Below are 24,823 nucleotides of genomic sequence, written 5' to 3'. Positions count from 1 at the left end.
GGGAGCTCAGGCCGTCGCTCTGGCCGACGGACGCATCGTGCCGGAGCTCGACCGTCCTCGGGCTGAGGCGGCGATCCGTGAGCTCCTCTTCGCGGTCGGGGAAGACCCCGACCGCGACGGGCTGCGCGAGACGCCCGCGCGGGTGGCGCGGGCGTACGCGGAGATCCTCGCGGGGCTCTACGCCGACCCGGACGCGGTGCTCGACAAGACCTTCGACGAGAACCACCGAGAGCTGGTGCTCGTCCGCGACATCCCGATGTCGAGCCTGTGCGAGCACCATCTGCTCCCGTTCAACGGTGTCGCCCACGTGGGCTACATCCCGGGCCGGAACGGCCGGGTCACCGGGTTGAGCAAGATCGCTCGGTTGGTCGACCTGTACGCCCGGCGTCCGCAGGTGCAGGAGCGGATCACCGCACAGGTCGCGGACGCGCTGGTGCGCAGGATGGAACCGCAGGGCGTGATCGTGGTGATCGACGCCGAGCACCTGTGCATGTCGATGCGCGGGATCCGCAAGCCCGGTTCGCGCACCACCACCTCCGCGGTGCGCGGGTTGTTCCAGACCTCGGCCTCGTCGAGGGCCGAGGCCATGGCCCTGATCCGGCAGTGAGCGGTCCACGGGCCGCCGGCGGCGGTGTGGACGTGCCCCGGCCCGGGCGGTGTGCCGTGGTGGGCATCCTGAACGTCACGCCCGACTCCTTCTCCGACGGCGGCCGCTTCCTCGACCTCGACCACGCCGTCGCCCACGGAATCGCGATGCGCGAGGCGGGGGCGGACCTCGTCGACGTCGGCGGCGAGTCCACGCGGCCGGGCGCAGGCCGGATCGACACCGCCGAGGAGCTGGGACGCGTGCTCCCGGTGGTCCGCGACCTCGTCGCGGACGGCGTGCCGGTCAGTATCGACACCACCCGTGCCGCGGTCGCCGAGGCGGTGCTCGAGGCGGGGGCGACGGTCGTCAACGACGTGTCCGGCGGTCTGGCCGACGCGGCGATGGCGCGGGTCGTCGCGGAGGCCCGCGTGCCGTGGATCCTCATGCACTGGCGCGGCCACAGCGCCCGGATGGGCGCGCTCGCGGCGTACGAAGACGTGCTCGCGGAGGTGCGGGCCGAGCTGGTGGCGCGGGTGGACGCCGCGGTGCTGGCCGGGGTGGATCCCGGCCGGATCGTGCTCGACCCCGGCCTCGGGTTCGCCAAGACCGCCGCGCACAACTGGGCGCTCCTGCGTCGCCTCGACGTGCTGCTGGCGCTCGGCTTCCCGCTGATGGTCGGAGCCTCCCGCAAGCGGTTCCTCGGCCAGTTGCTGGCAGGCGACGACGACGCACCCCGCCCACCCGACGGCCGCGAGGTGGCCACGGCCGCGATCACCGCGCTGGTGGCGACGGCCGGGGCGTGGGGTGTCCGGGTGCACGACGTCGCGTCGTCCATGGATGCGGTGGCGGTGGCCGCGGCGATCCACCTGGGGGCGGCGCCGGCTCTGGGTCGACCCCGGACCGAGCCGTGACCGGCGACCACATCGCGCTGCGGGGCCTGCGGGTCCGCGGTCACCACGGCGTGTACGAGCACGAGCGCCGCGACGGGCAGGACTTCGTCGTCGACGTCACCGTGTGGCTGGACCTCGCGGCGGCCGCCGCGTCGGACGATCTCGCCGACACCCTGCACTACGGCGAGCTCGCACAGCGGACCGCCGCGATCGTCGCCGGCCCACCGGCCGACCTGATCGAGACCGTGGCGGTCCGCATCGCGGACGACGTGCTCACCGACCGGCGGGTGCAGGCGGTGGAGGTCACCCTGCACAAGCCGCAGGCCCCGATCCCGCTCGAGTTCGCGGACGTCGCGGTCGTCGTCCACCGCAGCCGCATCCCGCCCACCGGGCGCATCATCCCGGCATGACCCGCGAGTCGGCACGTTCATCAGCGCGAGTCCGTCACTTTGTCAGCGCGAGTCGGTACGAACTGGTGCGCGAATGTCACGTCTGGGGACGCCGGTGACCCGCGCAGTCCTCTCCCTCGGATCCAATCTCGGCGACCGCATCGCGCACCTGCGTGCCGCCGTCGCGGGTCTCGCGGACACCCTCGTCGCCGCGTCGCCGGTCTACGAGACCGCGCCATGGGGCGGCGTCGAGCAGGACGACTTCCTCAACGCCGTACTGATCGTCGACGACCCGGGCACGGACGCGTGGGGCTGGCTGCGCCGCGGGCAGGCGCTGGAAAACGCTTCCGGGCGCGTCCGCGAGGTGCGGTGGGGGCCGCGGACCCTGGACGTCGACGTCGTGACCGTCAACGGAGTCGTCAGTTCCGATCCCGAGTTGCTCCTGCCGCATCCCGGCACCCTTGAGCGCGCCACGGTGCTGCGGCCGTGGCTCGACATCGACCCGGACGCCGTGCTGCCGGGCCACGGCCCGGTCGCGGCGCTGCTCGCGGCCCTGGGGTCGGACGCGGAAGCCGGCATGCGGCGGCGCGACGACCTCACACTGGTGCCATGACAGTCACGCCGATCCGGCCACGGGACCTCGTGGTGACCGCGCTCGTCGTCGCCGTCGTCGTGCACCTGCTCGTGCGTCTGACCTACGGGTCGCTGCCGGCGTTCCCGCTGTCGGCTGGCTTGCCCCTCGCCGTGCTGGGCCTGGCCGAGGCGATCGGCGGAAGCGCTCTCCGGTCGCGCATCCGCGACCGGTCGGGCGCGCGCCCAGTGCAACCGCTGGTCGCGGCGCGGGCGGTGCTGGTGGCGCGAGCGTCCGCGTTGGCGGGAGCGGTCATGACCGGGGTGTGGGCGGGGCTGCTCGCCTACGTCGCCCCGCGCAGCGGCGACGTCGCCGCCGCCGCGGGCGACACCACGGCCGCTGCGCTCGGCGTGGTCGGCGCGCTGGTGCTGGTCGGCGGCGGTCTGTGGCTGCAGCACTGCTGCCGCACGCCGGACGACCCGGAGGGTCCGGAGGACGCGGACGACCGGAGGCGGCGGGCGTAGGCCAGCTGCGGCAACCGGACATTCGCGCGGATGAAGTTGCGAGCTCGCGCGGACGAAGTCGCGGACTCGCGCTGATGAAGTTGCGGACTCGCGCTGACGAACACACGGACTCGCGGGTGGGCGGGGCGGGGCGGCGGTGCGGGTCACGCGCGACCGTCGGGTTGCGCCCGTAGGCTCCCCGTCCATGGCGGTCGCGTCCCCTCACCTGCCCACTCCCGGCCGCCAGCGGCGGGCGGTGCTCGGCACCGTCGTCGGGCTGGTCGTGTTCGGCGTCTGCGGGCTCGTCGTGCTCGGGCTGGTCAGCAGCTCCATCGGGGTGGGAGCGGTACTCGTCGGCGCGGTCTGCGCGCTGGTGCCGGTGGGCCCGGTCGTCTGGGCCTTCCTGTGGGTGGACCGCTGGGAGCCCGAGCCGCCCCGCACGCTGTTGTTCGCCTTCCTCTGGGGAGCCTGTGTCGCGGCGCTGAGCGCGCTGCTCATCAACAGCAGCGCGGTCCTGATCGTCGACGAGGTGCTCGGGCAGGGCAGCGGGGACGTCCTCGGGGCCACGATCATCGCGCCGATCGTGGAGGAGGGGGTCAAGGGCGCGTTCGTCGTCGGCCTGCTGATCTTCCGGCGCCGCGAGTTCGACGGGATCGTCGACGGCGTCGTCTACGCGGGCCTCGTCGCCGCGGGGTTCGCCTTCACCGAGAACGTGCTCTACATGGGCCGCGCCTTCGCCGAGGACGACGCACTGGTGGGGCAGGGCGGCGGGGTCCTCGCGGTGCTCATCCTGCGAGGGATCCTCTCGCCCTTCGCGCACCCGCTCTTCACGTCCATGACCGGCATCGGCTGCGGGCTCGCCGCGACGAGCCGCTCGCCGGTGGCGCGGGTGCTGTACGTGCTGGTGGGCTACGGATTCGCGGTGCTGCTGCACGCACTCTGGAACGGCTCGGCGACGGTGGGCGACGGTGGCGCGTTCCTCGGCGTCTACCTCTTCATCATGGCGCCGCTGTTCCTCGCCATGGTCGGGCTCGTCCTCTGGCAGCGCCGTCGGGAGCAGCGGACGGTCGCCGCCCAGCTGCCGGGTTTCGCGATGGCGGGCTGGATCGCGCCCAGCGAGGTGGCGCTGTTGTCGACGCTGGCGGGACGCAGCCGCTGGCGGCGCGCGGTGCGGCAGCGCTCGGGCAAGGAGGCCGCGAAGGCCGTCACCGAGTATCAGAGGGCGGTCACCGAGCTCGCGTTCCTGCGTGCGCGGATGAGCCGCGGGGCGGTCGGCGCGCGCGCCTGGGACCTGCACAACGAGAGGTTGGACATGCTCACCGTCGCGCGGGCGCGGGCGATGGGGCAGCCGGCGGCGCTGACCGCGGCCTGGCTGCGCCCGCCGCCCTCGGGCTGGGCCCCGGCGGCTCCGCACCCGCCCGGCTGGCGACCGGACCCGTCGCCGCCGCCCGGCTGGGGCCCGCCGCCCCGCTGACGGCCGCGTCTACCCTGGGCGCCGCATCGGGTCGAGTCGGGGCGAGGAGTGGAACGGATGAGTGCAGGCCGTCCCGCACGGCTCGCCGTCGGCGTGGTCTCCGCAGGGCGGGTCGGAGCGGTCGTGGGCGCCGCACTGGCCGCCGCGGGCCACCGCGTCGTCGCCGCCTCCGGCGTCTCGCGGGCATCGGTCAACCGCGCCGAGACACTGCTGCCCGGGGTCCCGCTCGTGCCGCCGGACGAGGCGGCCACCGATGCGGACCTCGTCCTGCTCGCCGTCCCCGACGACGTCCTTCCGGGTCTCGTGCGCGGCCTCGCGGCCGCCGGGTGCTTCCGGCCCGGCCAGATCGTCGTGCACACCTCCGGTGCGCAGGGGGTCGCCGTGCTCGACCCCGCCGTCGTCCACGGCGTGCTGCCGCTGGCCCTGCACCCCGTGATGACCTTTACGGGCCGGGTCGAGGACGTCGCCCGGCTCGCCGGTGCGAGCGTCGCCGTTACCGCGACGGCCGGTCACGAAGCCGCGTGGAGCGTCGGGGAGGCCCTCGTCGTCGAGATGGGCGCCGAACCGGTCCGTGTGCCCGAGTCCGTCCGCCCGCTCTACCACGCGGCCCTCGCCCACGGCGCGAACCACCTCATCACGCTGGTGCGCGACTGCGTCGACGTCCTGGAGCGGGCCGGTGTCCATCCCGCGGAGCGGCTCGTCGCCCCGCTGCTGTCGGCCGCGCTGGACAACGCGCTCCGGCACGGCGACCGCGCGCTCACCGGACCGGTCGCCCGCGGTGATTCCGGTACCGTCCGCACCCACCTGCGGGAGCTCGGCGCCGTCGACCCCGACCTGGCCGCGACCTACCGGGTTCTGGCCGCCCGGACCGCCCGCCGGGCCGAGCGCGCGGGCCTGCTGCCCGCGCATGCCGCCGACGAGGTGCGTGCCACGCTCGACGAGGAGAAGGAGGCCTGACGTGGTGACCACCGCACGAACCCGCGGCGGCTACACGCCGGGTGAGCTCACGGTGCACACGAGCCCGGCCGCGATCAGCCCGGTGACCCGCGCGCTGCGGTCGGCCGGCCGACGCATCGCGCTCGTCCCGACGATGGGTGCGCTGCACGAGGGCCACCGCGAGCTGATCCGGCACGCGCGGCGCATGCCCGGCGCCGGGGTCGTCGCAGTGTCGATCTTCGTCAACCCCCTGCAGTTCGGCCCGACCGAGGATCTGGCCCGCTACCCGCGCCCGCTGGAGGCGGACCTGCAGATCTGCCGCGACGAGGGCGTCGAACTGGGCTTCGCGCCCGGTGTGGACGACATGTATCCCGCAGGGGCGACCACCACGACGGTCGACCCCGGCCCGCTCGGGGCTGAGCTGGAAGGGGCGGTGCGGCCCGGCCACTTCGCCGGCGTGCTGACCGTGGTCGCGAAGCTGTTCCACATCGTCGCACCGGATGTCGCGTTCTTCGGCGAGAAGGACTACCAGCAGCTGGTGCTGGTCACGAAGATGGTCGCCGACCTGAACTATCCGCTCGCCGCGGTCGGTGTGCCGACGGTCCGGGAGCCGGACGGGCTGGCGCTCTCCTCGCGCAACGCCTACCTCTCGGCCGAGCAGCGGCTCGTCGCCGCGACGTTGCAGCGTGCCCTCGCCGCCGGTGCGGCGGTGTCGGCGCGGGGGCCCGAGGCGGTTCTCTCGACCGCGCGTGCGGTGCTGGACACCGAGCCGGAGATCGACGTCGACTACCTGGAGCTGCGCGATCCCGACCTGGGCCGCGACCCGCAGGCCGGCCGCGCCCGCCTGCTCGTCGCCGCCCGACTGGGTACCACGCGGCTCATCGACAACATCGCGGTGTTCCTCTAGTGCTCCTCTGCGTCGACATCGGAAACACCCAGATCGCACTGGGGCTCTACGCCGACACGACCTCGGTCTCGGTCGCGCGTCCACCGCTGATCCGCGACTGGCGCATGCGCACCGACCCGAGGATGACCGCCGACGAGCTGGACGTCGCCGTCCGCGCCCTGCTCGGCCAGTACGCCCCGCAGGTCAGCGCGATCGCCGCACTGTCGACGGTGCCGAGCCTGCTGCGTGAGCTGCGGCTGCTGCTCGACCGGCGCACGGACCTGCCCAGCGTGGTGGTCGGCCCGGGCGTGCGCACCGGCGTCCCGTTGCTGGTCGACAACCCGCGCGAGGTCGGCGCGGACCGGGTGGTGAACACCCTGGCCGCCCACCAGCTGTGCGGCACGGCCTGCATCGTCGTCGACTTCGGCACGTCGACCAACATCGACGTCGTCTCCGAGCGCGGCGAGTTCCTCGGCGGTGTGCTCGCCCCGGGTATCGAGATCTCCATGGAAGCGCTTGCGGCTCGCGCAGCCGCGCTCCGCACGGTCGAGCTGGTGCCGCCGCGCTCGGTGATCGGAAAGAACACGGTGGAGTGCCTGCAGTCGGGGGTGCTCTACGGCTTCGCCGGGCAGGTCGACGGGCTGGTGCGGCGGATCCTCGCCGAGCTCGACGCCGGTCCGGTGACGGTCATGGGCACGGGCGGGCTCGCGCCGCTCATGGCGGGGGAGTCGGAGACGATCACCACGTACGTACCGGATCTCACCCTGCTCGGGCTGCGGCTCACGTACCTGCGCAACCCCGGAGGTTCCCGACCCGACCTGCCCACACGGCGCTCCACGCACCCTCATTAACCTGGGAACGTGAGCACCGAGCCGCCCGCCAGCCCCGACCCCGCACAGGAGGACTCCGGTCTTCCGGAGCAGATACGGGTCCGGCGGGCCAAGCGGGCCGACATGCTCGCCGCGGGCCACGATCCCTACCCCGTCGCCGTGCCGCGGACGCACACGCTGCGCGAGGTCCGCGACGCCCATCCCGACCTGCCGCCGGACACCTCCACGGGCGACCGGGTCGGCGTCACCGGTCGGGTGATCTTCCAGCGGAACACCGGCAAGCTGTGCTTCGCGACGCTCCGCGAGGGCGACGGCACCGAGTTGCAGGCGATGGTGAGCCTCGCCGGCGTGGGCCCGGAGGAACTGGCCCGCTGGAAGGCCGAGGTGGACCTGGGCGACCACGTGTTCGTCGAGGGCGAGGTGATCACCAGCAAGCGCGGGGAGCTGTCGGTCATGGCCGACCGCTGGGCGATGGCCAGCAAGGCGATGCGACCGCTGCCGGTGGCGCACCGCGGGCTGAACGAGGAGACGCGCGTCCGTCAGCGCTACGTCGACCTGATCGTCCGGCCACAGGCACGCGACATGGTGCGTACCCGCGCCCAGGTCGTCCGGACCCTGCGGTCGATCCTGCACGACCGCGATTTCGTCGAGGTCGAGACGCCGATGTTGCAGTTGCAGCACGGGGGCGCGACTGCGCGGCCCTTCAAGACGCACGCGAACGCTCTCGACACCGATCTGTACCTGCGGATCGCGCCGGAGCTGTTCCTCAAGCGCACCGTGGTCGGCGGCATCGAGCGCGTTTTCGAGATCAACCGCAACTTCCGCAACGAAGGGATCGACTCGACGCACTCGCCGGAGTTCGCGATGCTCGAGGCGTATCAGGCATACGGCACCTATGACGACATCGCGGAGCTCACTCACGATCTGGTGATCGAAAGTGTACGGGCGGTGTTCGGTTCCGATGTCGTGCGTCACGCTGACGGGTCGGAGCACGATCTCGGCGGGCAATGGCGGCACGTGACGTTGCACGGCGCAGTCGCGGAAGCGGTCGATCGGGAGGTGACGGTCGACACCTCGGTGGAAGACCTCCGCAAGCTCGCCGCGGAGTTCGACGTCGAGATCGAGGAGTCGTGGAGCGCCGGGCAGATCGTTCTGGAACTGTTCGAGAAGCTCGTGGAGCACACCCTCATTGCGCCCACCTTCGTGCGCGACTACCCGGTGGAGACGCGCCCGCTGACCCGCGCGCACCGTACCGATCCGCGCCTGGCCGAGTCGTGGGACCTCGTCGTCTTCGGCACCGAACTGGCCACCGGGTATTCCGAGCTCGTCGACCCCGTCGAGCAGCGCGACCGTTTGCATGCGCAGTCGCTGCTGGCCGCAGCCGGCGACCCCGAGGCGATGCAGCTCGACGAAGACTTCCTCCGCGCCATGGAGTACGGAATGCCGCCCACGGGCGGGATGGGCATGGGGATCGACCGGCTGCTGATGGCGCTGACCGGGCTGGGCATCCGGGAGACCATTCTGTACCCGCTCGTGCGGAACGAGTGACGGGACAATAAAAAGTCTTGGCGCTCCGAGAGTTACTGCCGGTGGTGTACAACACCCATAGTGGTAACGAAGGTAGTGCTGCTCGACATCGCATCCGCATTCGGGTTATTGTTTCTCGTATGCGGTGCGGTACTCGCGCCGTGCACGGGCACACGTTTTCAACAGAAGAAAGAAGGGCTGCGGCGGTGGCGCAGATCCGTGAGGTCCGGCTCGTCGACGACATCGACGGCGAGGCGGCGGACGAGACTGTCGAGTTCGGAATCGACGGCAAGACCTACGAGATCGACCTGTCGAAGGACAATGCGGGTCGGCTGCGCGATGCGCTCGCCGACTTCGTCTCGGCGGCCCGCCGTGCGGGTGGCCGCCGGCGTGGCAGCAGTGCCGGCACCGGAACGGCGAGTGGTGGTGCGGGTGCGGCCCCGAAGGGGCGTCCGGCGATCGACCGGGAGCAGAACCAGGCGATCCGCGACTGGGCGCGAAAGCGCGGCATGAAGGTCTCCGACCGTGGCCGGATCCCGGCCGAGGTGCTCGAGGCCTACCACAAGGAGAACTGAGAGCTTTTCGTGGAAGAGGGGGGCGGGGCCTCTGGGGCGGCCCCCTCTCTCGTGGTAAGGGTGTCCTAACTCCCCCCGAGTGCCAGGAGACCTCGTGCCGAGAAGGACGACAGCGCTTCAGGTGCGGCGCACCGAGCGGCTGACCCCGCACATGATCCGTGTCATCGCAGGTGGCGACGAGCTCGCCGCCTTCCCCGACACCGACTACACCGACCGCTACGTCAAGATCCTCTTTCCGCGTCCGGGAGTCGTGTACCCCGAGCCGTTCGACATGGACGCGGTGCGCGCCGCGCATCCCCGTGAGGAGTGGCCCGCGCTGCGCACCTACACCGTGCGTGCTTTCGACGCCGCCGCGGGCGAGCTGACGATCGACTTCGTCCACCACGGCGACACGGGGCTCGCCGGGCCGTGGGCGGCCGCGGCGCGCCCCGGCGATCCGCTGCTGCTGCTCGGTCCGGGCGGCGCCTACTCCCCGGACCCCACGGCCGACTGGCACCTGCTGGTGGGTGACGAGAGCGCGCTGCCCGCCATCGGGGCGGCGCTCGAGCGCGTGCCGGCCGGGGTGCCGGTGCTCACGCTCGTCGAGGTCGACGGGCCCGCGGACGAGCAGGAGCTGACCACACCCGGTCGGCTGGACCTGCGCTGGTGCCACCGCGACGCCGCTCGGCCCGAGCAGCTCCTCGAGGCGCTGGCCGCAGCCGAGTTCCCGGCCGGCCGCGTGCATGCGTTCGTCCACGGCGAGGCTGGGGTCGTGCGCGCGTTGCGTCGGCACCTGCTCGATGCGCGCGGCGTCCCCCGCGACGACCTGTCGGTGTCGGGCTACTGGCGGCGCGGCGACGACGAGGAGGGCTTCCGGGTCTTCAAGGCGGCCGAGCGGACGGCGACGGCCTAGAGGGGTACGACGGGGGCGGCAGGGTACCCGGGAATCGGGGGTGCCGAACACGCGTTGTTCGTGAACAGTTCTTCACGGTGCGCGCACTAGACGCGGACTGTCGGTCCGGGCCGATACCATGGGTGTCACCGGGCGTCCGCGGTGCAGACGCGCGCCGGAGTGTGGCGCAGCAGGCAAGGAGTGCGAATGTTCGAGAGGTTCACCGACCGAGCAAGGCGTGTTGTCGTCCTGGCCCAAGAAGAGGCCCGGATGCTCAACCACAACTACATCGGCACCGAGCACATCCTCCTTGGCCTCATCCACGAGGGCGAGGGAGTGGCCGCCAAGGCCCTGGAGTCCCTCGGGATCGCCCTGGAGGGCGTCCGTCAGCAGGTCGAGGAGATCATCGGCCAGGGTCAGCAGGCGCCGAGCGGGCACATCCCGTTCACGCCGCGGGCCAAGAAGGTCCTGGAGCTGTCGCTGCGCGAGGCACTCCAGCTCGGCCACAACTACATCGGCACCGAGCACATCCTGCTGGGTCTGATCCGCGAGGGCGAAGGCGTCGCCGCGCAGGTCCTGGTCAAGCTGGGTGCCGACCTCAACCGTGTCCGCCAGCAGGTCCTCCAGCTGCTGTCGGGCTACCAGGGCAAGGAGCCGGCCGAGGGCAGCTCGGGCGGTCGCGGCGAGGGCACCCCGTCGTCGTCGCTGGTGCTCGACCAGTTCGGTCGCAACCTCACCCAGTCGGCCCGTGAGGGCAAGCTGGACCCGGTCATCGGCCGGGAGAAGGAGATCGAGCGGGTCATGCAGGTCCTCTCCCGGAGGACCAAGAACAACCCCGTCCTGATCGGCGAGCCCGGCGTCGGCAAGACCGCCGTCGTCGAGGGCCTGGCCCAGGGCATCGTCAAGGGCGAGGTGCCCGAGACGCTCAAGGACAAGCAGCTCTACACGCTGGACCTGGGATCGCTGGTCGCGGGCTCCCGCTACCGCGGCGACTTCGAAGAGCGCCTCAAGAAGGTGCTCAAGGAGATCCGCACCCGCGGCGACATCATCCTGTTCATCGACGAGATCCACACCCTCGTGGGTGCGGGTGCCGCCGAGGGCGCGATCGACGCCGCGAGCATCCTCAAGCCGATGCTGGCCCGTGGCGAGCTGCAGACGATCGGTGCCACCACGCTCGACGAGTACCGCAAGTACGTCGAGAAGGACCCGGCCCTGGAGCGTCGCTTCCAGCCGATCCAGGTGGGCGAGCCGAGCGTCGCGCACACCATCGAGATCCTCAAGGGTCTGCGCGATCGGTACGAGGCCCACCACCGGGTCACGATCACGGACCCGGCGCTGGTCGCCGCGGCCACGCTGGCCGACCGCTACATCTCCGACCGCTTCCTGCCGGACAAGGCGATCGACCTGATCGACGAGGCCGGCGCCCGGATGCGCATCCGTCGGATGACGGCGCCGCCGGACCTGCGCGAGTTCGACGAGAAGATCGCGAACGTGCGTCGCGACAAGGAGTCGGCGATCGACGCGCAGGACTTCGAGCGGGCCGCGCACCTGCGCGACTCGGAGAAGCAGCTGCTCGGGCAGAAGTCGGAGCGCGAGAAGCAGTGGAAGTCGGGCGACCTGGACGTCGTCGCGGAGGTCGACGACGAGCAGATCGCCGAGGTCCTCGCGAACTGGACCGGCATCCCCGTGTTCAAGCTCACCGAGGAGGAGACCACCCGTCTGCTCCGCATGGAGGACGAGCTGCACAAGCGGATCATCGGCCAGGAAGAGGCGGTCAAGTCCGTCTCGCAGGCGATCCGCCGTACGCGTGCCGGTCTGAAGGACCCCAAGCGCCCGTCGGGCTCGTTCATCTTCGCCGGCCCGTCCGGTGTCGGTAAGACCGAGCTGTCGAAGGCGCTGGCGAACTTCCTGTTCGGCGAGGACGACGCACTCATCCAGATCGACATGGGCGAGTTCCACGACCGCTACACCGCCTCGCGGCTCTTCGGTGCCCCTCCCGGGTACGTGGGCTACGAGGAGGGCGGCCAGCTCACCGAGAAGGTGCGGCGCAAGCCGTTCTCGGTGGTCCTGTTCGACGAGATCGAGAAGGCGCACCAGGAGATCTACAACACCCTCCTGCAGGTGCTGGAAGACGGTCGCCTGACCGACGGTCAGGGCCGGACGGTCGACTTCAAGAACACCGTCATCATCTTCACCTCGAACCTCGGCACGCAGGACATCAGCAAGGCCGTGGGGCTGGGCTTCACCAAGGGCAACGACGAGAAGTCGAACTATGAGCGGATGAAGGCCAAGGTCAACGACGAGCTGAAGAAGCACTTCCGCCCGGAGTTCCTGAACCGCATCGACGACATCGTGGTGTTCCACCAGCTGACGGAGGAGCAGATCATCACGATGGTCGACCTCATGATCACGCGGGTGGAGGCGCAGCTGGCCAACAAGGACATGGCCATCGAGCTGACGCCGGCGGCGAAGTCGCTGCTCGCGAAGCGCGGGTTCGACCCCGTGCTGGGTGCCCGGCCGCTGCGCCGGACGATCCAGCGCGAGATCGAGGACCAGCTCTCGGAGAAGATCCTCTTCGGCGAGATCGAGGGCGGTCAGATCGTGATCGTGGACGTCGAGGGTGTGAACCCGGACGCCCCCGAGGGCTCGCGGGCCGCAGACGACAAGGCCAAGTTCACCTTCCGCGGTGAGCCGAAGCCGGCCGTCGTGGTCCCGGACTCCCCGCCGATGGACATGGCGGGTGCCGACGGCGAGTGAGCTAGCCTCGTAGTCCCAGCCCCGCGCTTCGGCGCAGGACACACGAACGGCCCGCCCGGGCAACCGGGCGGGCCGTTCGTCGTTGCCGACCTGTCTGACCTCTCCAGTATCTGCGTCAGCGGCGGCAAAGCATCGGCTATGCCTGAGGCAGCGGTCGGACAACTAGGCGCCTCTTGCTCACCGCGGAGGGTCCTGTTCCTGGACTCGCGGCTCGCCGTTCGGGCCGTCGTCCTGACTGCCAGGATCCGGGGCAGGTCCGCCGGGTTGTTGGATGGGCGCGCCTGGAGCCCCTGGAGCGACGACGACCGGGCGATCGCCCTGCTGACCGGCTAAAGCACCCGAGACGGTGCTGATGCCGGTGAGGACGAAGGCGAGGAGGACGGCGATCGCAACCATCACAACCACTCTCCAGCAGAAGACCGCAACGAGGGCGACGACGAGAGTGATGAAGAACGTGCTGGACATCCGGACCCTCCCCAGTAAGCGAGCCGAGTGAGGCAACCCAAGAGTAACCAGACATCGGATGTCTGTCAGCAAAGAATGTAGTCAGACTACAGGCAGGTTCGAAAGTTGACGGACTTCCGTCTGGCTCCTACTGTTGACCGGTCGCCGCGCCCGCGGCGCCCGCAGACGACCACGACGGCACTCGGTGGGGCCGGACGAGAGGTACTGCGAATGGACCAGGAGGACGAGATCGATCCGCGCTACGAGCTCCGGCTCGGTGCGGGACGACCTCTACCGGACGCGATCGCTGAGAAGCTACGCAGCCTCGTCGACAGCGGGATGTTCAAGCCGGGTGCGAAACTCCCCAACGAGTCCGAACTCGCCCGCAACATGCGGGTGGCCCGAAGTTCTGTACGCACCGCACTCCAGCGGCTCGAAGCGCACGGCGTTGTTGAGGTCAAGCGTGGGGTCGGGTGGTATGTCAGGCGACGAGCACCTGTGGCCGAGTCCGATGGATCGGCTGGCCTCCTCGTCAAGCGTTACCCGGTGGCTGACCTGTTCGAGGTCCGCATCGGTTTGGAGGCGCTGGCCGCAAGCCTCGCCGCCGTCCGTGCCACGGACGGCGAGATCGATGAGATCGCGAAGTACAACGCCGAGCATCTCGATGCCGCGGACGCCCCTGAGGAGTTGCTGCGTACTGACATCGCCTTTCACGAGGCGATCGTGCGTGCGAGTGGGAACGCGCTTCTGTTCGAAAACTATCAGCAGGTCGTCGGTGAGCTCACTGAGTGGCGCTTCCGCAGCTACAGGGAACCAGGGGTGCCGCTCCGCTCGGGTCGGGAGCACACGAAGGTCGTCCGGTTCCTGCGCAACCACGACCCGAGCGGTGCTCGAGCGGCGATGAACGGGCACCTGCACCGTCTCTACGACGGGCTCCCCGAGATCAGTGGCGAACCGTTGGACTCGACTGACAGCGGCGCCGACGGCGAGCCCGAATGGCCCAATCGGAGTGTTGGCCTATAGCAATTCACCCCGATCGTGTGGTGGTGTAGTCGCCGGGGTCCGGCGATGGGGTGGGGTGTATGGCGTTCGTCCTCTGGCTGGGCGCCGCTGTGCTACTGATCATCTCGGTCGCGCTGGGTCGGGATGAGGTACCCCTTCTGCTTCGCGTAATAGCCGCCACGGCCGGTTGGGCCGGGGGTCTGGTGCTCCTTCTAGCGATCGCGCACTCTCTCCGGGCGAGGCTAGTGGTCGCTCTGCGTAGGCAGCTGATTTCGATCTCGGGTCCATCGATGATCCAGGCTATGGCACCGCGGGTGGTCCTCGACTCACTCCTATCAAAGACACTCGGCAATAGACATGGATACCAAGAGATCATCACTGCTTTGCTGGGAGGTCCCGGGCGCGACTTATTCGGCGGGGATACCGTAGTCAGTCGCCGCACCTCTGTGCATCTCAAAATCGAGAGCGTGACTGATACGGAGTGCATTAACTATTTCACCTGGACGCACGAATACTCCGGAGTTCGTAACAGTCATAAGCTTGTGATATTCGCAACGTCGGATCGTGAGATCGCTAGCCTGGTGTTGACTGAGCGAACGTACCCGTTGTATGAGGTGTGGCTGGTGGAGGAGGAGAATCTTGAAGACTTCATTCCTGCGTTGCAGGAGTCGTTGCGAGTAGGGGTCACTTACGTCGACGCGGCAGGCCGCCGGCACGTCGTCGAACCGAGGGCTCAGCGCGGGGAGGAAGTGGTATTCCGATACTACGACCAGTTTCTTAGGCTTCCTGACTACATTGATCGTAAGAACCTGCGGATGGTGCAGCTGGACCTCCATGACCTTGCCGACGAAGACCACGTCGTCAAATCGGTTGAGACTTTGACAGTGCGTGCCTCAAGCGTTGAGTCATTTGATCTCGGCTATTTAATGTGGTCGCCACCGCATCCTTGCTTCGTTCGGTCGGTAACGTTCGACATCAGTCGTCTCGCCAGACCTGGACAGGACCTCGTTCATCTCGTGCTTCTGAGCACCGTCAAGGGGGCGGGTTTGCCGATGAACAGGTGGCAGCCCTTGAAGGACCAGATCGAGGTACCGGTGGATTCGTGGATGTTGTCTGGGCATAACGTGACGCTACTGTACCGACCTACGACCTCGGCGGAGTCGCCCGATGCTGCATGCACCGACTGAACTTCAAGCCATACACGCGGCCTTCGGTACCGCGGACGCCCTCGTTGTTCGTCGACGAGCGGTGTACTCAGCCATCCTCGAGTTGGTGAGTGGGCGGCACGAAGGTGACATCACAGTCGACCTAATCGACAGCCCTATCGTGCGTGCGCACCTCGGCGAGGTGGCTGTCGACGTACGCCGTTATCGGCCGGAAGCGCTTGTTCCTCTTTCGCGGTTGACGTCTAATGCACTGAGCTTCACCAGCACTGCTGCGCGGATAGCGGTGGCAGGTGATGTGCAGGCTCGCGCTCCTCTCGAGCCGGTTGTTCGGCGCATCGAGTCCGAGCTCAGTCGCAATGGTGCCAGTGCGACGAGTATTCAGCTGATGCTGAACGATGATCCGGCCTTCAACGGCGCAGCTCGTACGGTGATCGATGGCCTTGAGCTAGCTGTCAAGCTATGTCCAGAGCTGGCTGACGACTTGATGCCACATGTTGCTCTATTCACGATCATGGGGACCGCGGGTGCGGAGCAACTCGGATCGGCTTCTGTTCGCGAGTACCCGGGAGTGATCATCGTTCCGCAGCCTGCCTCGGCAATAGAGGTTGCCGAAGCATTGGTGCACGAGGGTGCACACCAGAAGTTTTTTGATCTCGGTGTCACGTGCTCGGTGTTTGGCGAGGACTTCCATGTTGCGCCCGCTTTTAAGTCGTCGTGGGCGCCTCGGACCGCACCGGGTTGGCCGTTGGAGCAATGCGTAGCTGCATTCCACGCATATACATGTATGGCTACGTTCTTCCAGTCTGCCGGTGGTTCAGGGATTGTCGGCCTAACGGACTTCTCGCTCCTTCCGCACGCCGAGTCGCGGGCGCTTGAGTTGGCAAGTTGGCTACTTGAGCAGAAGCAGTTTTTGGGTCCGGACGGACGTGCATTCGTGGAAGCTTTAGCTGCAGCAACAACATTAGGACGAGTGGACGAGTGCAACAGGTCTATGATGGCCGAGAGTGCGCAGACTGTCGTGCGCCGCTGTTGCGGATGGACGCTGACGGCACAAATGAACGGCTCCATCGACCTATACTGGGTGTCCGTGGACGAGGCTTAGGCTATGGGCGAGACGCGTCAGGTAGGGTGAGGTTGCCTTCCTGGTGCCGAGCGGCCCACCTGGTAGGCCGAGTGGTCATTGGAAGCGCGAGGAGGTCTGTAACGCTGTTTTCTTTATCGCAGGAACCGCTCTGTGACCGTTCGTCTCAGCGGAAGGTCCGTCTGAATAAGATCGGAGCTTTTAGGCGGCGGCTTCGTTAGGCTCATTGCCAGTCCGCGGTACGAGCGGGCGGGTTTCATCTGCCCAGAACGCCGCCTCGAGGGGTCTCAAACTTCATGTCCCGTGCTGCCGGACAGCCGAAAAGTGTGCGCACCACGTCGTATAAGGTGGTTTGGTTCCCGCCTGATCGACCGGTTGAAGGTAGCACGATCTACGTCCGGCCTACCGCAGAGCCTGACTCTGTGGTCGACGTGGAGTTTGCGCGCTCGGATGAGGTGGACGGCTGATCTTGTCGTCTCTGGACCTTAAGACCGGACTGTGGTTCCCTGCTTAGGCATAAGGAATCGAGGCTGAAGTGATCGACGAGTCAAGTGAGCTGGATGCCGTAGACGCGGTACTGAGCGTCTCGTACCGCGTCAATTGGTTCCACATCGACCGGCCGGTTACAGGTACGACATCTTGCCGACAGCCGGAGCTGGCACAGCGGCTTGCGCGCGTCGCCGACGACTATTCGTCCAATCGACGCTAACCTGCTGCGTAGTTCGAGTTCCCTTCGGGGATAGCCTCGAGGTATGAGCTCGGTCCGCGTCGTCCCGGAGACCGAGCTCATGTCCGGCGAGCAGCTCTCCGCGGACGACGCCTGGCACACCGTCCGGCGCTACGGGCTCGGGCACCTGCTCGCCGCCGGCTTCCTGCGCTTCCGCTACGGCGACGGGTTCAGCCACGCCCGGGCCTTCGGGCTGCAGCTCGCGCTGGCCACCGTCCCGCTGGTCATCGCCGGAGCGGGGCTGTCCGCGGCGCTGGGTGTCGAGTCGTTCGCCGAGGTCGTCGCCCGGACCGTCGTCGCGCTGTCGCCCGGGAGCAGCGACGCCCTGGTGTCCCAGGTCGTCGAGGGCGGCTCGGACGAGGGCAGTGAGCAGGGCGAGCTCGTCGTGGCGCTGGGGCTCGGTACCGCGTTCCTGGCGGCGACCTCGGCCTTCGCCCAGCTCGAGCGGGGCGCGAACCGGATCTACGGCACCGACCGCGACCGGCCCGCCCTCCGGAAGTACGCCCGCGCCGCCGTCCTGACCCTGACCGCCGGCTCCGCGCTCGCGGTCGGCCTGTTGCTGATCGTGGCGGGCGAGCCCTTCGGGGATGCGGTCGAGCAGGTCTACCACTGGGGCGACGCCGCCGAGGGCGTGTTCGACGTCGTCCGCTGGCCCATCGGGCTCGCCGCGCTCGTCGTCGCCGTCACCGTGCTGTTCCGCCACGCCCCGCGGCGCCGGCAGCCGGGGTTGTCGTGGCTGGCGGTCGGGGCGACCGTAACGGTGCTGCTCTGGCTCGCAGGATCGGGCCTGCTCGGGCTCTACGTCGTCAGCGCGGGCAACTTCGGCGAGACCTACGGCCCCCTGACCGCCGTGATGGCGCTTCTCCTGTGGGCGAACGTCACGGGCGTCGCGCTGCTGGCCGGCCTCGCGCTCGCCGCGCAGCTCGAAGCGGTCCGGGCGGGCGGGGCGGACCCGCTCCTCGACGACAGCGACGACGACGGCATCCCGGACCACCTCGACGAGCAGCCCGGCTCGCCGGCTCGCTGATCAGCGCACCAGCATCCCGGCGTCGACCGGCAGCGCGACCCCGGTGATGTAGCGGGCCTCGTCGGAGGCCAGGAACGCCACGGCCGCGGTGACGTCGTCGACCTGGACCAGCGGCACGTCGAACAGGTTCGCCACGTCGTCGACCGGCTTGGGCTCCGCCGACGGCTCGGAGCCGCCGCCGAAGAGCGCCTCGACAGCGGGGTTGAGCACCATGCGCGTGGCGACGCCCGTCGGGTTCACGCAGTTGACGCGGATGCCGTGCGGGGCGAGCCAGGTGGCGAAGGTGCGCATCAGCCCGACGACGCCGTGCTTGCTCGCGACGTAGCCGTCGCTGCCTCCCGTGCCGTCGCCCCCGCGTCCGGTGAGCCCGAAGGCCGAGCTGGTGAGCACGACGGCCCCGCCGCGCTTCTGCTCGATCAACAGCGGCGCGGCGGCCTGCACGGTGTTCCAGACGCCGACGAGGTTGACGTCGAGCTGGTCGCGGAAGGCGCGCCGGGGGTCGGCGTCGCTCATGATCCCGATGCCGGCGTTGGCGAGGACGATGTCGATCCCGCCGAGCTGCCCCGCGCCGTCGGCGACCGCCTTCACCGTCGCGTCGGCGTCGCGGACGTCGACCTGTGCCGTGACCACCCGCCTGCCCTGCTCGGCGACCAGCCGCGCGGTCTCCTGCAGGTCGGCGGGGGTGGCGAGGTCGTAGGCGACCGAGTCGATGTCGTGGCAGATGTCGAGGGCGATGACGTCCGCGCCCTCGGTCGCGAGCCGGACGGCGTGGCTGCGGCCCTGCCCGCGCGCGGCGCCGGTGATCACGGCGACCTTGTCGGTGAACCGGGGCATCGGGCCATTCTGCCCGCCGGGCGTCAGCCCAGCTCGAACGGCCCGACGTCGATCCGGGCGGCCGGGATCCCCTGGACCCGCGGCGCCCCGTCGACGTCCGTGGTCAGCCCGGTGCTGTTCGGCGGGGAACCCGCGTTCGTCACCGACGGGGCCGCCCCGAGCACGCTGTCGCGGTAGAACCGGTTGAAGTCGGTGTCCCTGACCGGTCCGTAGGACTGCGTGGCCGGGCTGATGAAGCCGTCGTACGACGTCTTGATCTTCGGGTCGACGAACGTCCGGTTGGCCGTGTTGTCGGTGTTGTTCGGCGTCCCGGCGCCGTCGAAGTAGCGCGTTCCGGCGGTCCCCCGCACCAGCACGGTGTTGCGGACCTTGTAGTTGGTCGATTTCCGGTTGCCGCCCCCGCCGTTCGCGAAGTTGAGCACGGTCGTCTGCACCCCGGCGACGTAGTTGTTGTCCATCGTGACGTCCGGGACGCCGGTGATCTCGATGCTCTGCCAGCCGTAGGTCTCGCAGACGTTCCCGCGGATGACGTAGGTCTTCAGCTCGGCGGCGTTGCGCAGGTCGTTCTGGAGAATCACGCATTGGCCGGTGACGCGCACGCAGTAGTTGTTCTCGATGAGGATGTTGCTGGACAGCCGCGGGCTGCTGCCGGCCTGGTACGTCTGGAAACAGTCGCTGTGCGGCGAGCCGGCGCTCTTCTTCGCGTTGATGTCGTGGAAGTAGTTGTTCCGCACGATGTGGTTGGTGCCCCAGGCGCGCATGGCGTCGACGTCGTCGGCGTCGGCGTCGGTGGACTGGAACAGGTCGAAGACGTTGTTCTTCTCGACGGTGATGCGGTCGCCGCCCCACAGGTAGACGCCGAAGTTGTGCACGCCCGTGATGGTGTTGCCCGCGATCAGGACGTTGGTCCCGCAGCCCGCGCTCTGCTCGCAGCCGATCCCGTAGGTGATCCCGCGGCCCCGCACCAGGTTATTGGTGATCTTGTGACCGGTGCCGCTGAACTTGATGGCGTAGTTGGGGTTGCCGAGCGTGCCGCCGACGACGTTGAAGCCGTCGACGACCGCGTTCGAGCCGGTGATCACGATGTTCTTGAGCGTGACGACCCCGCTGGCCCGGACGGTCACGGCCTTGCTCACCGTGAGCGTCGTCGTGGGGTAGCTCCCGGCGGCGACACAGATCACCGCGCCGGCGGAGGCGCTGTTGACGGCCGTCTGCGGGTTCGCCGTGGTCGTGACCGTGCAACCGGTGCCCTTGCCGGTCGTGCCGTAGCGGATCGGCGTGGCCAGGCCGTTCGGCGCCTTGTTGGTGGCGCTGTAGTCGCCGTAGTCGGTCAACGCCGCCGCAGCGGCGGCCGGCGCCGCCGAGCGTGCCGCGCTCGGGACCGCGGCCGACATGGGCGAACCGGTCGGGGTGGGTGCGCACACCAGGTTCGACACCTGACGCCGCACCGTGTTGCCCGTGAGCACCGTGCTCTCGTCGAACGTGCACGTCCGGTCGCCCGCGACGAGCGCGGCGGCCGTCCGCGTGAAGTTGTTCGCCTTCGTCAGGTCGAGCTCCTGGTGCTGCTCGTCGCTGCGGAACACGACCTTCCCGGCCTGCCGGAGCTCGCGGACGAGCGTGAGCTCGAGCCGCTGGAAGGACGCCGCGCCGGGCGTCTCCACGAGCCGCACCGTGCCGGAACCCTTCGAGCAGAGCTGGTCGCCGCCGGAGCTCACCGGTGAGCACTCGGCCGTGGTGACCGGCCGCGGCGCCGCCGGTTGCGCGGCCGCGGCGATGCCGGGAAATGCGAACGAACTCACCAACAGAATGGCGACGACGGAAAGAATGCGACCCACGGCGATGCCCCCTTGCAGAACGCTCCGAGACGGGTCGTCATTGCTCCTGGTCCCGTTACCGCTGTTGTCGCCCGATCGTGGGCGGATCGCCACAATTGACGAAAGGGCGTCACTCTTTTCGGTGGAAGTCAGCGCAGGCGGACCGGGTGGGCGTCCGGCGGCGGGGTCCCGAACAGCGTCGAGGCGTCGTGCGCGGGTGCGTCCTCCCCGGTCAGGTGGGCGGCGCTGATTCGGTCCGTCCGGAACCACCGCGGGGCGCGGCGGAGGCGGCACCAGGCGAGCAGGAACCAGTGGCCGCGCGTCGCCGCGAGGGCGACCGGCTCGACGGCGCGTGCGGTGTGCGCACCCGCGGAGTTCGTGTACCGGAGCACGACCACCCGCTGCTGCCGCACGGCCTCGTCCAGCACACGGGCGACGGCGGGGCGCGCTGGTTGCTCCGGGGTTCGCAGCCACAGGCGGCCGGCGACGACCTCCGCCCGCTCGCGCTCGGCGTCCGGCATGGCGGCGAGCACCTTCGACAGCGCCGAGCGCGCGTCGGCGGCGAACGGAATCGCGGGAAGGGCGGCGAGGGCGACAGCGATGGCTGCCGCCTCGGCCGCGGTGACGTTCAGCGGGGGCAAGGTCCCGGCTGCGCCCAGGACGTAGCCCCCGCCGCGACCCGCCTGCGCCCAGATCGGGACGCCCGCCTGCAGGAGGGCGTCGACGTCGCGCTTCACGGTGCGGACCGAGACCTCAAGCCGTTGCGCGAGCCAGGTCGACGTCCGCCCGGCCGGTCCCGCACTGCGCAGCTCCTCGGCGATCGCGTACAGCCGCTCGGTCCGGTTCATGTCGCCGAGAATGCAGGAGAATCGGTGACAGCACGGTGTCACCGAGCTCCGCGCAGACTCATCCCATGACCGAGATCAGCAGGAACGGCCGCACCGTCGCGGTCCACGACCTCACGCCCGGCGCCCCTGCCGACGCTCCGGTGGTGCTCATGTGCCACGCAGCGCCGGGCAGTGGGTCATTCGATCCTGATCCCGAGGTCACGGCGGCGGCCGGGATCCGGCTGATCGAGGTGGACAGGCCGGGCTACGGCGGCTCCGATCCGGTGAAGGACGGCTTCGCCACGATCGGTCTCGCGGCGGACGACGCGGCAGCGGTGCTCGCCGACGTGCTGCCGCCGGGCGGCAGGGCCGGGGTGGCCGGCTGGTCGGCCGGGGGCCGGGTCGCGCTGGCGCTCGCCGCCCGGCACCCGGAGCTCGTGGGACGGGTGGCGGTGATCGCCGCGCCCGCCCCGGACGAGGAGGTCCCGTGGTACGGCGACGAGAACCGGGCGATGGTCGACGCGCTACGCGGCCTGCCGCCCGCGGACGCCGTCGCGCGGCTCACGGCGGTGTTCGAGGGGATGCTCGCCGATGCGGGTGGCGGCGCCCTGCTGGGTCTCGCCGGGGTGGCCGACGCCGACGCCGACGTGCTGACCGCGCCGGTGCGCGAGCGGCTGCGCGCGATGCTCGACGCGGCGACGGCGCAGGGCGTCACCGGGATGGTGGCGGACCTCGCCGGCTACACGCTCGCCGACTGGGGCTTCACGTCGTCGCAGGTCGCGGCGGACGTGCTGCTCGCCTACGGCGCCGACGACGCTCTGGTCCCACCCGCGCACGGCGAGTGGTACCGCGATCGACTCCCGTCGGCGCAGTTGGAGATCCGGGCCGGCGTCGGACACCTCGTCGTCGTCCCCGTCTGGAGTCGGGTGCTCGCGTACCTGGTGAGGTGAGGGAATCCTTGGTCAACGCCGCAGATGCGGAGAGTAATGCCTGCCCGAAAGGTGGGGGCGGCGCCGTGGGTGCAACGTCGATGCAACAGCGGCCTTCCTAGCGTTCCGCGCCACGTACCCGAAACGTGGGAGGACCAACGATGGCCAAGTACGCGCCCCCGGGGACTGAGGGAAGCGTCGTCTCCTTCAAGCCCCGCTACGACCACTTCATCGGCGGCGAATACGTCGCCCCGGCCAAGGGCCGGTACTTCGAGAACCCCACACCGGTGACGGGCGAGACCTTCACCGAGGTCGCCCGCGGCACGGCCGACGACATCGAGATGGCGCTCGACGCCGCGCACGCCGCCGCGCCGGCCTGGGGCAAGACGTCGGCCGCCGAGCGCGCCAACATCCTCAACAAGATGGCCGACCGCGTCGAGGCCAACCTCGAGTCGATCGCGATCGCCGAGGCCTGGGAGAACGGCAAGGCCTGCCGCGAGACGCTCGCCGCCGACATCCCGCTCGCGGTGGACCACCTGCGCTACTTCGCCGGTGCCCTGCGTGCCCAGGAGGGCTCGCTCTCCGAGATCGACGAGAACACCATCGCGTACCACTTCCACGAGCCGCTCGGCGTCGTCGGGCAGATCATCCCGTGGAACTTCCCGATCCTCATGGCGATCTGGAAGCTCGCCCCGGCGCTGGCCGCAGGCAACGCGATCGTGCTGAAGCCGGCCGAGCAGACGCCCGCGTCGATCCACGTGCTCAACGAGCTGGTGGCCGACCTGCTGCCGCCGGGTGTGCTCAACATCGTCAACGGCTTCGGCGTCGAGGCCGGCAAGCCGCTGGCGTCGAACAAGCGCATCCGCAAGATCGCGTTCACCGGCGAGACCACCACCGGCCGGCTGATCATGCAGTACGCCAGCGAGAACCTGATCCCGGTGACGCTGGAGCTCGGCGGCAAGAGCCCGAACGTCTTCTTCGACGACGTCGCGGCCCGCCACGACGAGTTCTACGACAAGTCGCTCGAGGGCTTCGCGATGTTCGCCCTCAACCAGGGCGAGGTCTGCACCTGCCCGTCGCGCGCGCTGATCCAGGGCGGGATGTACACCGATTTCCTGGCCGACGGCGTCAAGCGCGTCGAGCAGATCAAGCAGGGCGACCCGCTCGACACCGACACGATGGTCGGCGCGCAGGCGTCGAACGACCAGCTCGAGAAGATCCTCTCCTACATCGACATCGGTCGGCAGGAGGGCGCGAAGATCCTCGCCGGAGGGGAGCGCGCCGACCTCGGCGGCAACCTGTCGGGCGGCTACTACGTCCAGCCGACGATCTTCGAGGGCGACAACTCGATGCGGATCTTCCAGGAGGAGATCTTCGGGCCGGTCGTGTCGGTGGCCCGGTTCTCCGACTACGACGACGCCATCAAGATCGCCAACGACACGCTCTACGGCCTCGGCGCCGGCGTGTGGAGCCGCGACACCAACACCGCCTACCGCGCGGGTCGCGACATCCAGGCCGGCCGGGTGTGGGTGAACAACTACCACGCCTACCCCGCGCACGCGGCCTTCGGCGGCTACAAGCAGTCGGGCATCGGGCGTGAGAACCACAAGATGATGCTCGACCACTACCAGCAGACGAAGAACATGCTGGTCAGCTACTCGCCGAACGCGCTCGGCTTCTTCTGATGGGGCCGGACGGGGCGACCCGTGTTCAGCGGGTCGCGCTGACCCCGGCGGCCGCGGAGCTTCTCGTCAAGCTGACAGACACCCACGGTCCGCTGATGTTCCACCAGTCGGGCGGGTGCTGCGACGGGAGCGCCCCGATGTGCTACCCGGACGGCGACTTCAAGACCGGCGGCTCGGACGTCCACCTGGGCGACCTGCGCGTCGACGGTCTCGAGAAGCCGATCGGGTTCTGGATGTCGGGCTCGCAGTTCGAGTACTGGAAGCACACCCACCTCACGGTCGACGTCGTGAAGGGTCGCGGCAGCGGGTTCTCGGTCGAGGCGCCCGAGGGCGTCCGGTTCCTGATCCGTTCCCGGCTGTTCACCGATCAGGAGTACGAGGCACTGGAGGAAACCTCGACCGGCTGAGCACGTCCCGCAACGGCGGCCATCTCGTTCGCGTACCGCGGACGGGGTGGCCGTCGTCGCATCTCGGGTGATCTCCGCATCCTCG

At 69.5% G+C, this 24,823-nt stretch carries 24 protein-coding genes; 20 read left to right on the top strand and 4 right to left on the bottom strand.

Annotation, left to right across the window (positions count from 1 at the left end; genetic code table 11):
- Positions 1 to 37 precede the first annotated feature (37 nt).
- The 13 genes from folE to RM445_RS00510 all read left to right on the top strand — a co-directional run bounded on the left by folE (position 38) and on the right by RM445_RS00510 (position 12,795).
- Entirely contained in the window at positions 38 to 607 is a 570-nt protein-coding gene (gene folE / locus RM445_RS00570) for a GTP cyclohydrolase I FolE (RefSeq protein WP_311553914.1), read from the top strand.
- A gap of 56 nt (positions 608 to 663) precedes the next feature.
- Positions 664 to 1,497 carry a dihydropteroate synthase gene (folP, locus tag RM445_RS00565; protein ID WP_449619171.1) on the top strand — a complete coding sequence of 278 codons (834 nt, stop codon included), beginning with the start codon at positions 664 to 666 and terminating at the stop codon, positions 1,495 to 1,497.
- The gene (gene folB / locus RM445_RS00560) at positions 1,494 to 1,886 is read left to right on the top strand and encodes a dihydroneopterin aldolase (RefSeq protein WP_311553913.1); all 393 of its coding nucleotides are present in this window, start codon (positions 1,494 to 1,496) and stop codon (positions 1,884 to 1,886) included. The genes folP and folB overlap by 4 nt, the downstream gene beginning before the upstream one ends.
- Positions 1,887 to 1,980: 94 nt before the next feature.
- On the top strand, positions 1,981 to 2,478 hold the full coding sequence (gene folK, locus RM445_RS00555; RefSeq protein ID WP_311553912.1) for a 2-amino-4-hydroxy-6-hydroxymethyldihydropteridine diphosphokinase: 498 nt from the start codon (positions 1,981 to 1,983) through the stop codon (positions 2,476 to 2,478).
- Positions 2,475 to 2,960, top strand: coding sequence for a DUF3180 domain-containing protein (locus RM445_RS00550; protein WP_311553911.1), 486 nt, complete (start codon positions 2,475 to 2,477; stop codon positions 2,958 to 2,960). Before folK ends, RM445_RS00550 begins: the two co-directional genes overlap by 4 nt.
- Before the next feature lie 184 nt (positions 2,961 to 3,144).
- Positions 3,145 to 4,413, top strand: a complete 1,269-nt coding sequence (locus tag RM445_RS00545) for a PrsW family intramembrane metalloprotease (RefSeq protein ID WP_311553910.1) — start codon at positions 3,145 to 3,147, stop codon at positions 4,411 to 4,413.
- A 57-nt stretch (positions 4,414 to 4,470) separates the two neighbouring features.
- Positions 4,471 to 5,370: a Rossmann-like and DUF2520 domain-containing protein gene (locus RM445_RS00540; RefSeq protein WP_311553909.1), complete on the top strand. Its 900-nt coding sequence runs from the start codon at positions 4,471 to 4,473 to the stop codon at positions 5,368 to 5,370.
- Positions 5,371 to 5,374: 4 nt separating this feature from the next.
- Entirely contained in the window at positions 5,375 to 6,256 is an 882-nt protein-coding gene (gene panC / locus RM445_RS00535) for a pantoate--beta-alanine ligase (RefSeq protein WP_311553908.1), read from the top strand.
- Positions 6,256 to 7,086, top strand: a complete 831-nt coding sequence (locus RM445_RS00530) for a type III pantothenate kinase (RefSeq protein ID WP_311553907.1) — start codon at positions 6,256 to 6,258, stop codon at positions 7,084 to 7,086. The genes panC and RM445_RS00530 overlap by 1 nt, the downstream gene beginning before the upstream one ends.
- A gap of 102 nt (positions 7,087 to 7,188) precedes the next feature.
- The gene (lysS, locus tag RM445_RS00525; RefSeq protein ID WP_397469209.1) at positions 7,189 to 8,613 is read left to right on the top strand and encodes a lysine--tRNA ligase; all 1,425 of its coding nucleotides are present in this window, start codon (positions 7,189 to 7,191) and stop codon (positions 8,611 to 8,613) included.
- Between the two features lie 185 nt (positions 8,614 to 8,798).
- Positions 8,799 to 9,167, top strand: coding sequence for a histone-like nucleoid-structuring protein Lsr2 (locus RM445_RS00520; RefSeq protein ID WP_311554374.1), 369 nt, complete (start codon positions 8,799 to 8,801; stop codon positions 9,165 to 9,167).
- A 151-nt stretch (positions 9,168 to 9,318) separates the two neighbouring features.
- On the top strand, positions 9,319 to 10,059 hold the full coding sequence (locus RM445_RS00515) for a siderophore-interacting protein (protein ID WP_397469208.1): 741 nt from the start codon (positions 9,319 to 9,321) through the stop codon (positions 10,057 to 10,059).
- A gap of 186 nt (positions 10,060 to 10,245) precedes the next feature.
- Positions 10,246 to 12,795 (top strand): ATP-dependent Clp protease ATP-binding subunit, encoded by a 2,550-nt coding sequence (locus tag RM445_RS00510; protein ID WP_311553904.1) that lies wholly within the window; start codon positions 10,246 to 10,248, stop codon positions 12,793 to 12,795.
- A gap of 177 nt (positions 12,796 to 12,972) precedes the next feature.
- On the opposite strand, the gene RM445_RS00505 is transcribed toward RM445_RS00510, so the two are convergent.
- Positions 12,973 to 13,260 carry a hypothetical protein gene (locus RM445_RS00505; protein ID WP_311553903.1) on the bottom strand — a complete coding sequence of 96 codons (288 nt, stop codon included), beginning with the start codon at positions 13,258 to 13,260 and terminating at the stop codon, positions 12,973 to 12,975.
- Positions 13,261 to 13,470: 210 nt separating this feature from the next.
- On the opposite strand from RM445_RS00505, the gene RM445_RS00500 reads away from it, so the two are divergent.
- From RM445_RS00500 to RM445_RS00485, 4 genes are all read left to right on the top strand, one after another.
- Complete coding sequence (locus RM445_RS00500) at positions 13,471 to 14,262, top strand: FadR/GntR family transcriptional regulator (RefSeq protein WP_311553902.1); 792 nt, start codon at positions 13,471 to 13,473, stop codon at positions 14,260 to 14,262.
- Positions 14,263 to 14,321: 59 nt separating this feature from the next.
- Positions 14,322 to 15,428, top strand: a complete 1,107-nt coding sequence (locus tag RM445_RS00495; RefSeq protein ID WP_311553901.1) for a hypothetical protein — start codon at positions 14,322 to 14,324, stop codon at positions 15,426 to 15,428.
- Complete coding sequence (locus RM445_RS00490) at positions 15,409 to 16,509, top strand: aKG-HExxH-type peptide beta-hydroxylase (RefSeq protein WP_311553900.1); 1,101 nt, start codon at positions 15,409 to 15,411, stop codon at positions 16,507 to 16,509. Before RM445_RS00495 ends, RM445_RS00490 begins: the two co-directional genes overlap by 20 nt.
- 731 nt (positions 16,510 to 17,240) lie before the next feature.
- Positions 17,241 to 18,242, top strand: coding sequence for a YihY/virulence factor BrkB family protein (locus tag RM445_RS00485; RefSeq protein ID WP_311553899.1), 1,002 nt, complete (start codon positions 17,241 to 17,243; stop codon positions 18,240 to 18,242).
- Here RM445_RS00485 and RM445_RS00480 read toward each other — a convergent pair whose 3' ends face one another.
- From RM445_RS00480 to RM445_RS00470, 3 genes are all read right to left on the bottom strand, one after another.
- Positions 18,243 to 19,076, bottom strand: a complete 834-nt coding sequence (locus tag RM445_RS00480; protein WP_311553898.1) for a mycofactocin-coupled SDR family oxidoreductase — start codon at positions 19,074 to 19,076, stop codon at positions 18,243 to 18,245.
- A gap of 23 nt (positions 19,077 to 19,099) precedes the next feature.
- Entirely contained in the window at positions 19,100 to 20,875 is a 1,776-nt protein-coding gene (locus tag RM445_RS00475) for a right-handed parallel beta-helix repeat-containing protein (protein WP_311553897.1), read from the bottom strand.
- 164 nt (positions 20,876 to 21,039) lie between these two features.
- Positions 21,040 to 21,738, bottom strand: coding sequence for a helix-turn-helix transcriptional regulator (locus RM445_RS00470; RefSeq protein WP_311553896.1), 699 nt, complete (start codon positions 21,736 to 21,738; stop codon positions 21,040 to 21,042).
- A 65-nt stretch (positions 21,739 to 21,803) separates the two neighbouring features.
- On the opposite strand from RM445_RS00470, the gene RM445_RS00465 reads away from it, so the two are divergent.
- The 3 genes from RM445_RS00465 (at position 21,804) to RM445_RS00455 (ending at position 24,738) form a co-directional block, all read left to right on the top strand.
- Positions 21,804 to 22,667: an alpha/beta hydrolase gene (locus RM445_RS00465; protein WP_311553895.1), complete on the top strand. Its 864-nt coding sequence runs from the start codon at positions 21,804 to 21,806 to the stop codon at positions 22,665 to 22,667.
- 140 nt (positions 22,668 to 22,807) lie between these two features.
- Positions 22,808 to 24,331: an acetaldehyde dehydrogenase ExaC gene (gene exaC, locus RM445_RS00460; RefSeq protein WP_311553894.1), complete on the top strand. Its 1,524-nt coding sequence runs from the start codon at positions 22,808 to 22,810 to the stop codon at positions 24,329 to 24,331.
- Entirely contained in the window at positions 24,331 to 24,738 is a 408-nt protein-coding gene (locus RM445_RS00455; RefSeq protein ID WP_311553893.1) for a DUF779 domain-containing protein, read from the top strand. The genes exaC and RM445_RS00455 overlap by 1 nt, the downstream gene beginning before the upstream one ends.
- The last annotated feature ends 85 nt before the right edge of the window (positions 24,739 to 24,823 follow it).

This window comes from Pseudonocardia charpentierae (genome assembly GCF_031845345.1).
GTDB lineage: Bacteria > Actinomycetota > Actinomycetes > Mycobacteriales > Pseudonocardiaceae > Pseudonocardia > Pseudonocardia charpentierae.
Note: the sequence above shows the minus strand (reverse complement) of the source record. Positions and strands in the feature narration are given on the sequence as shown.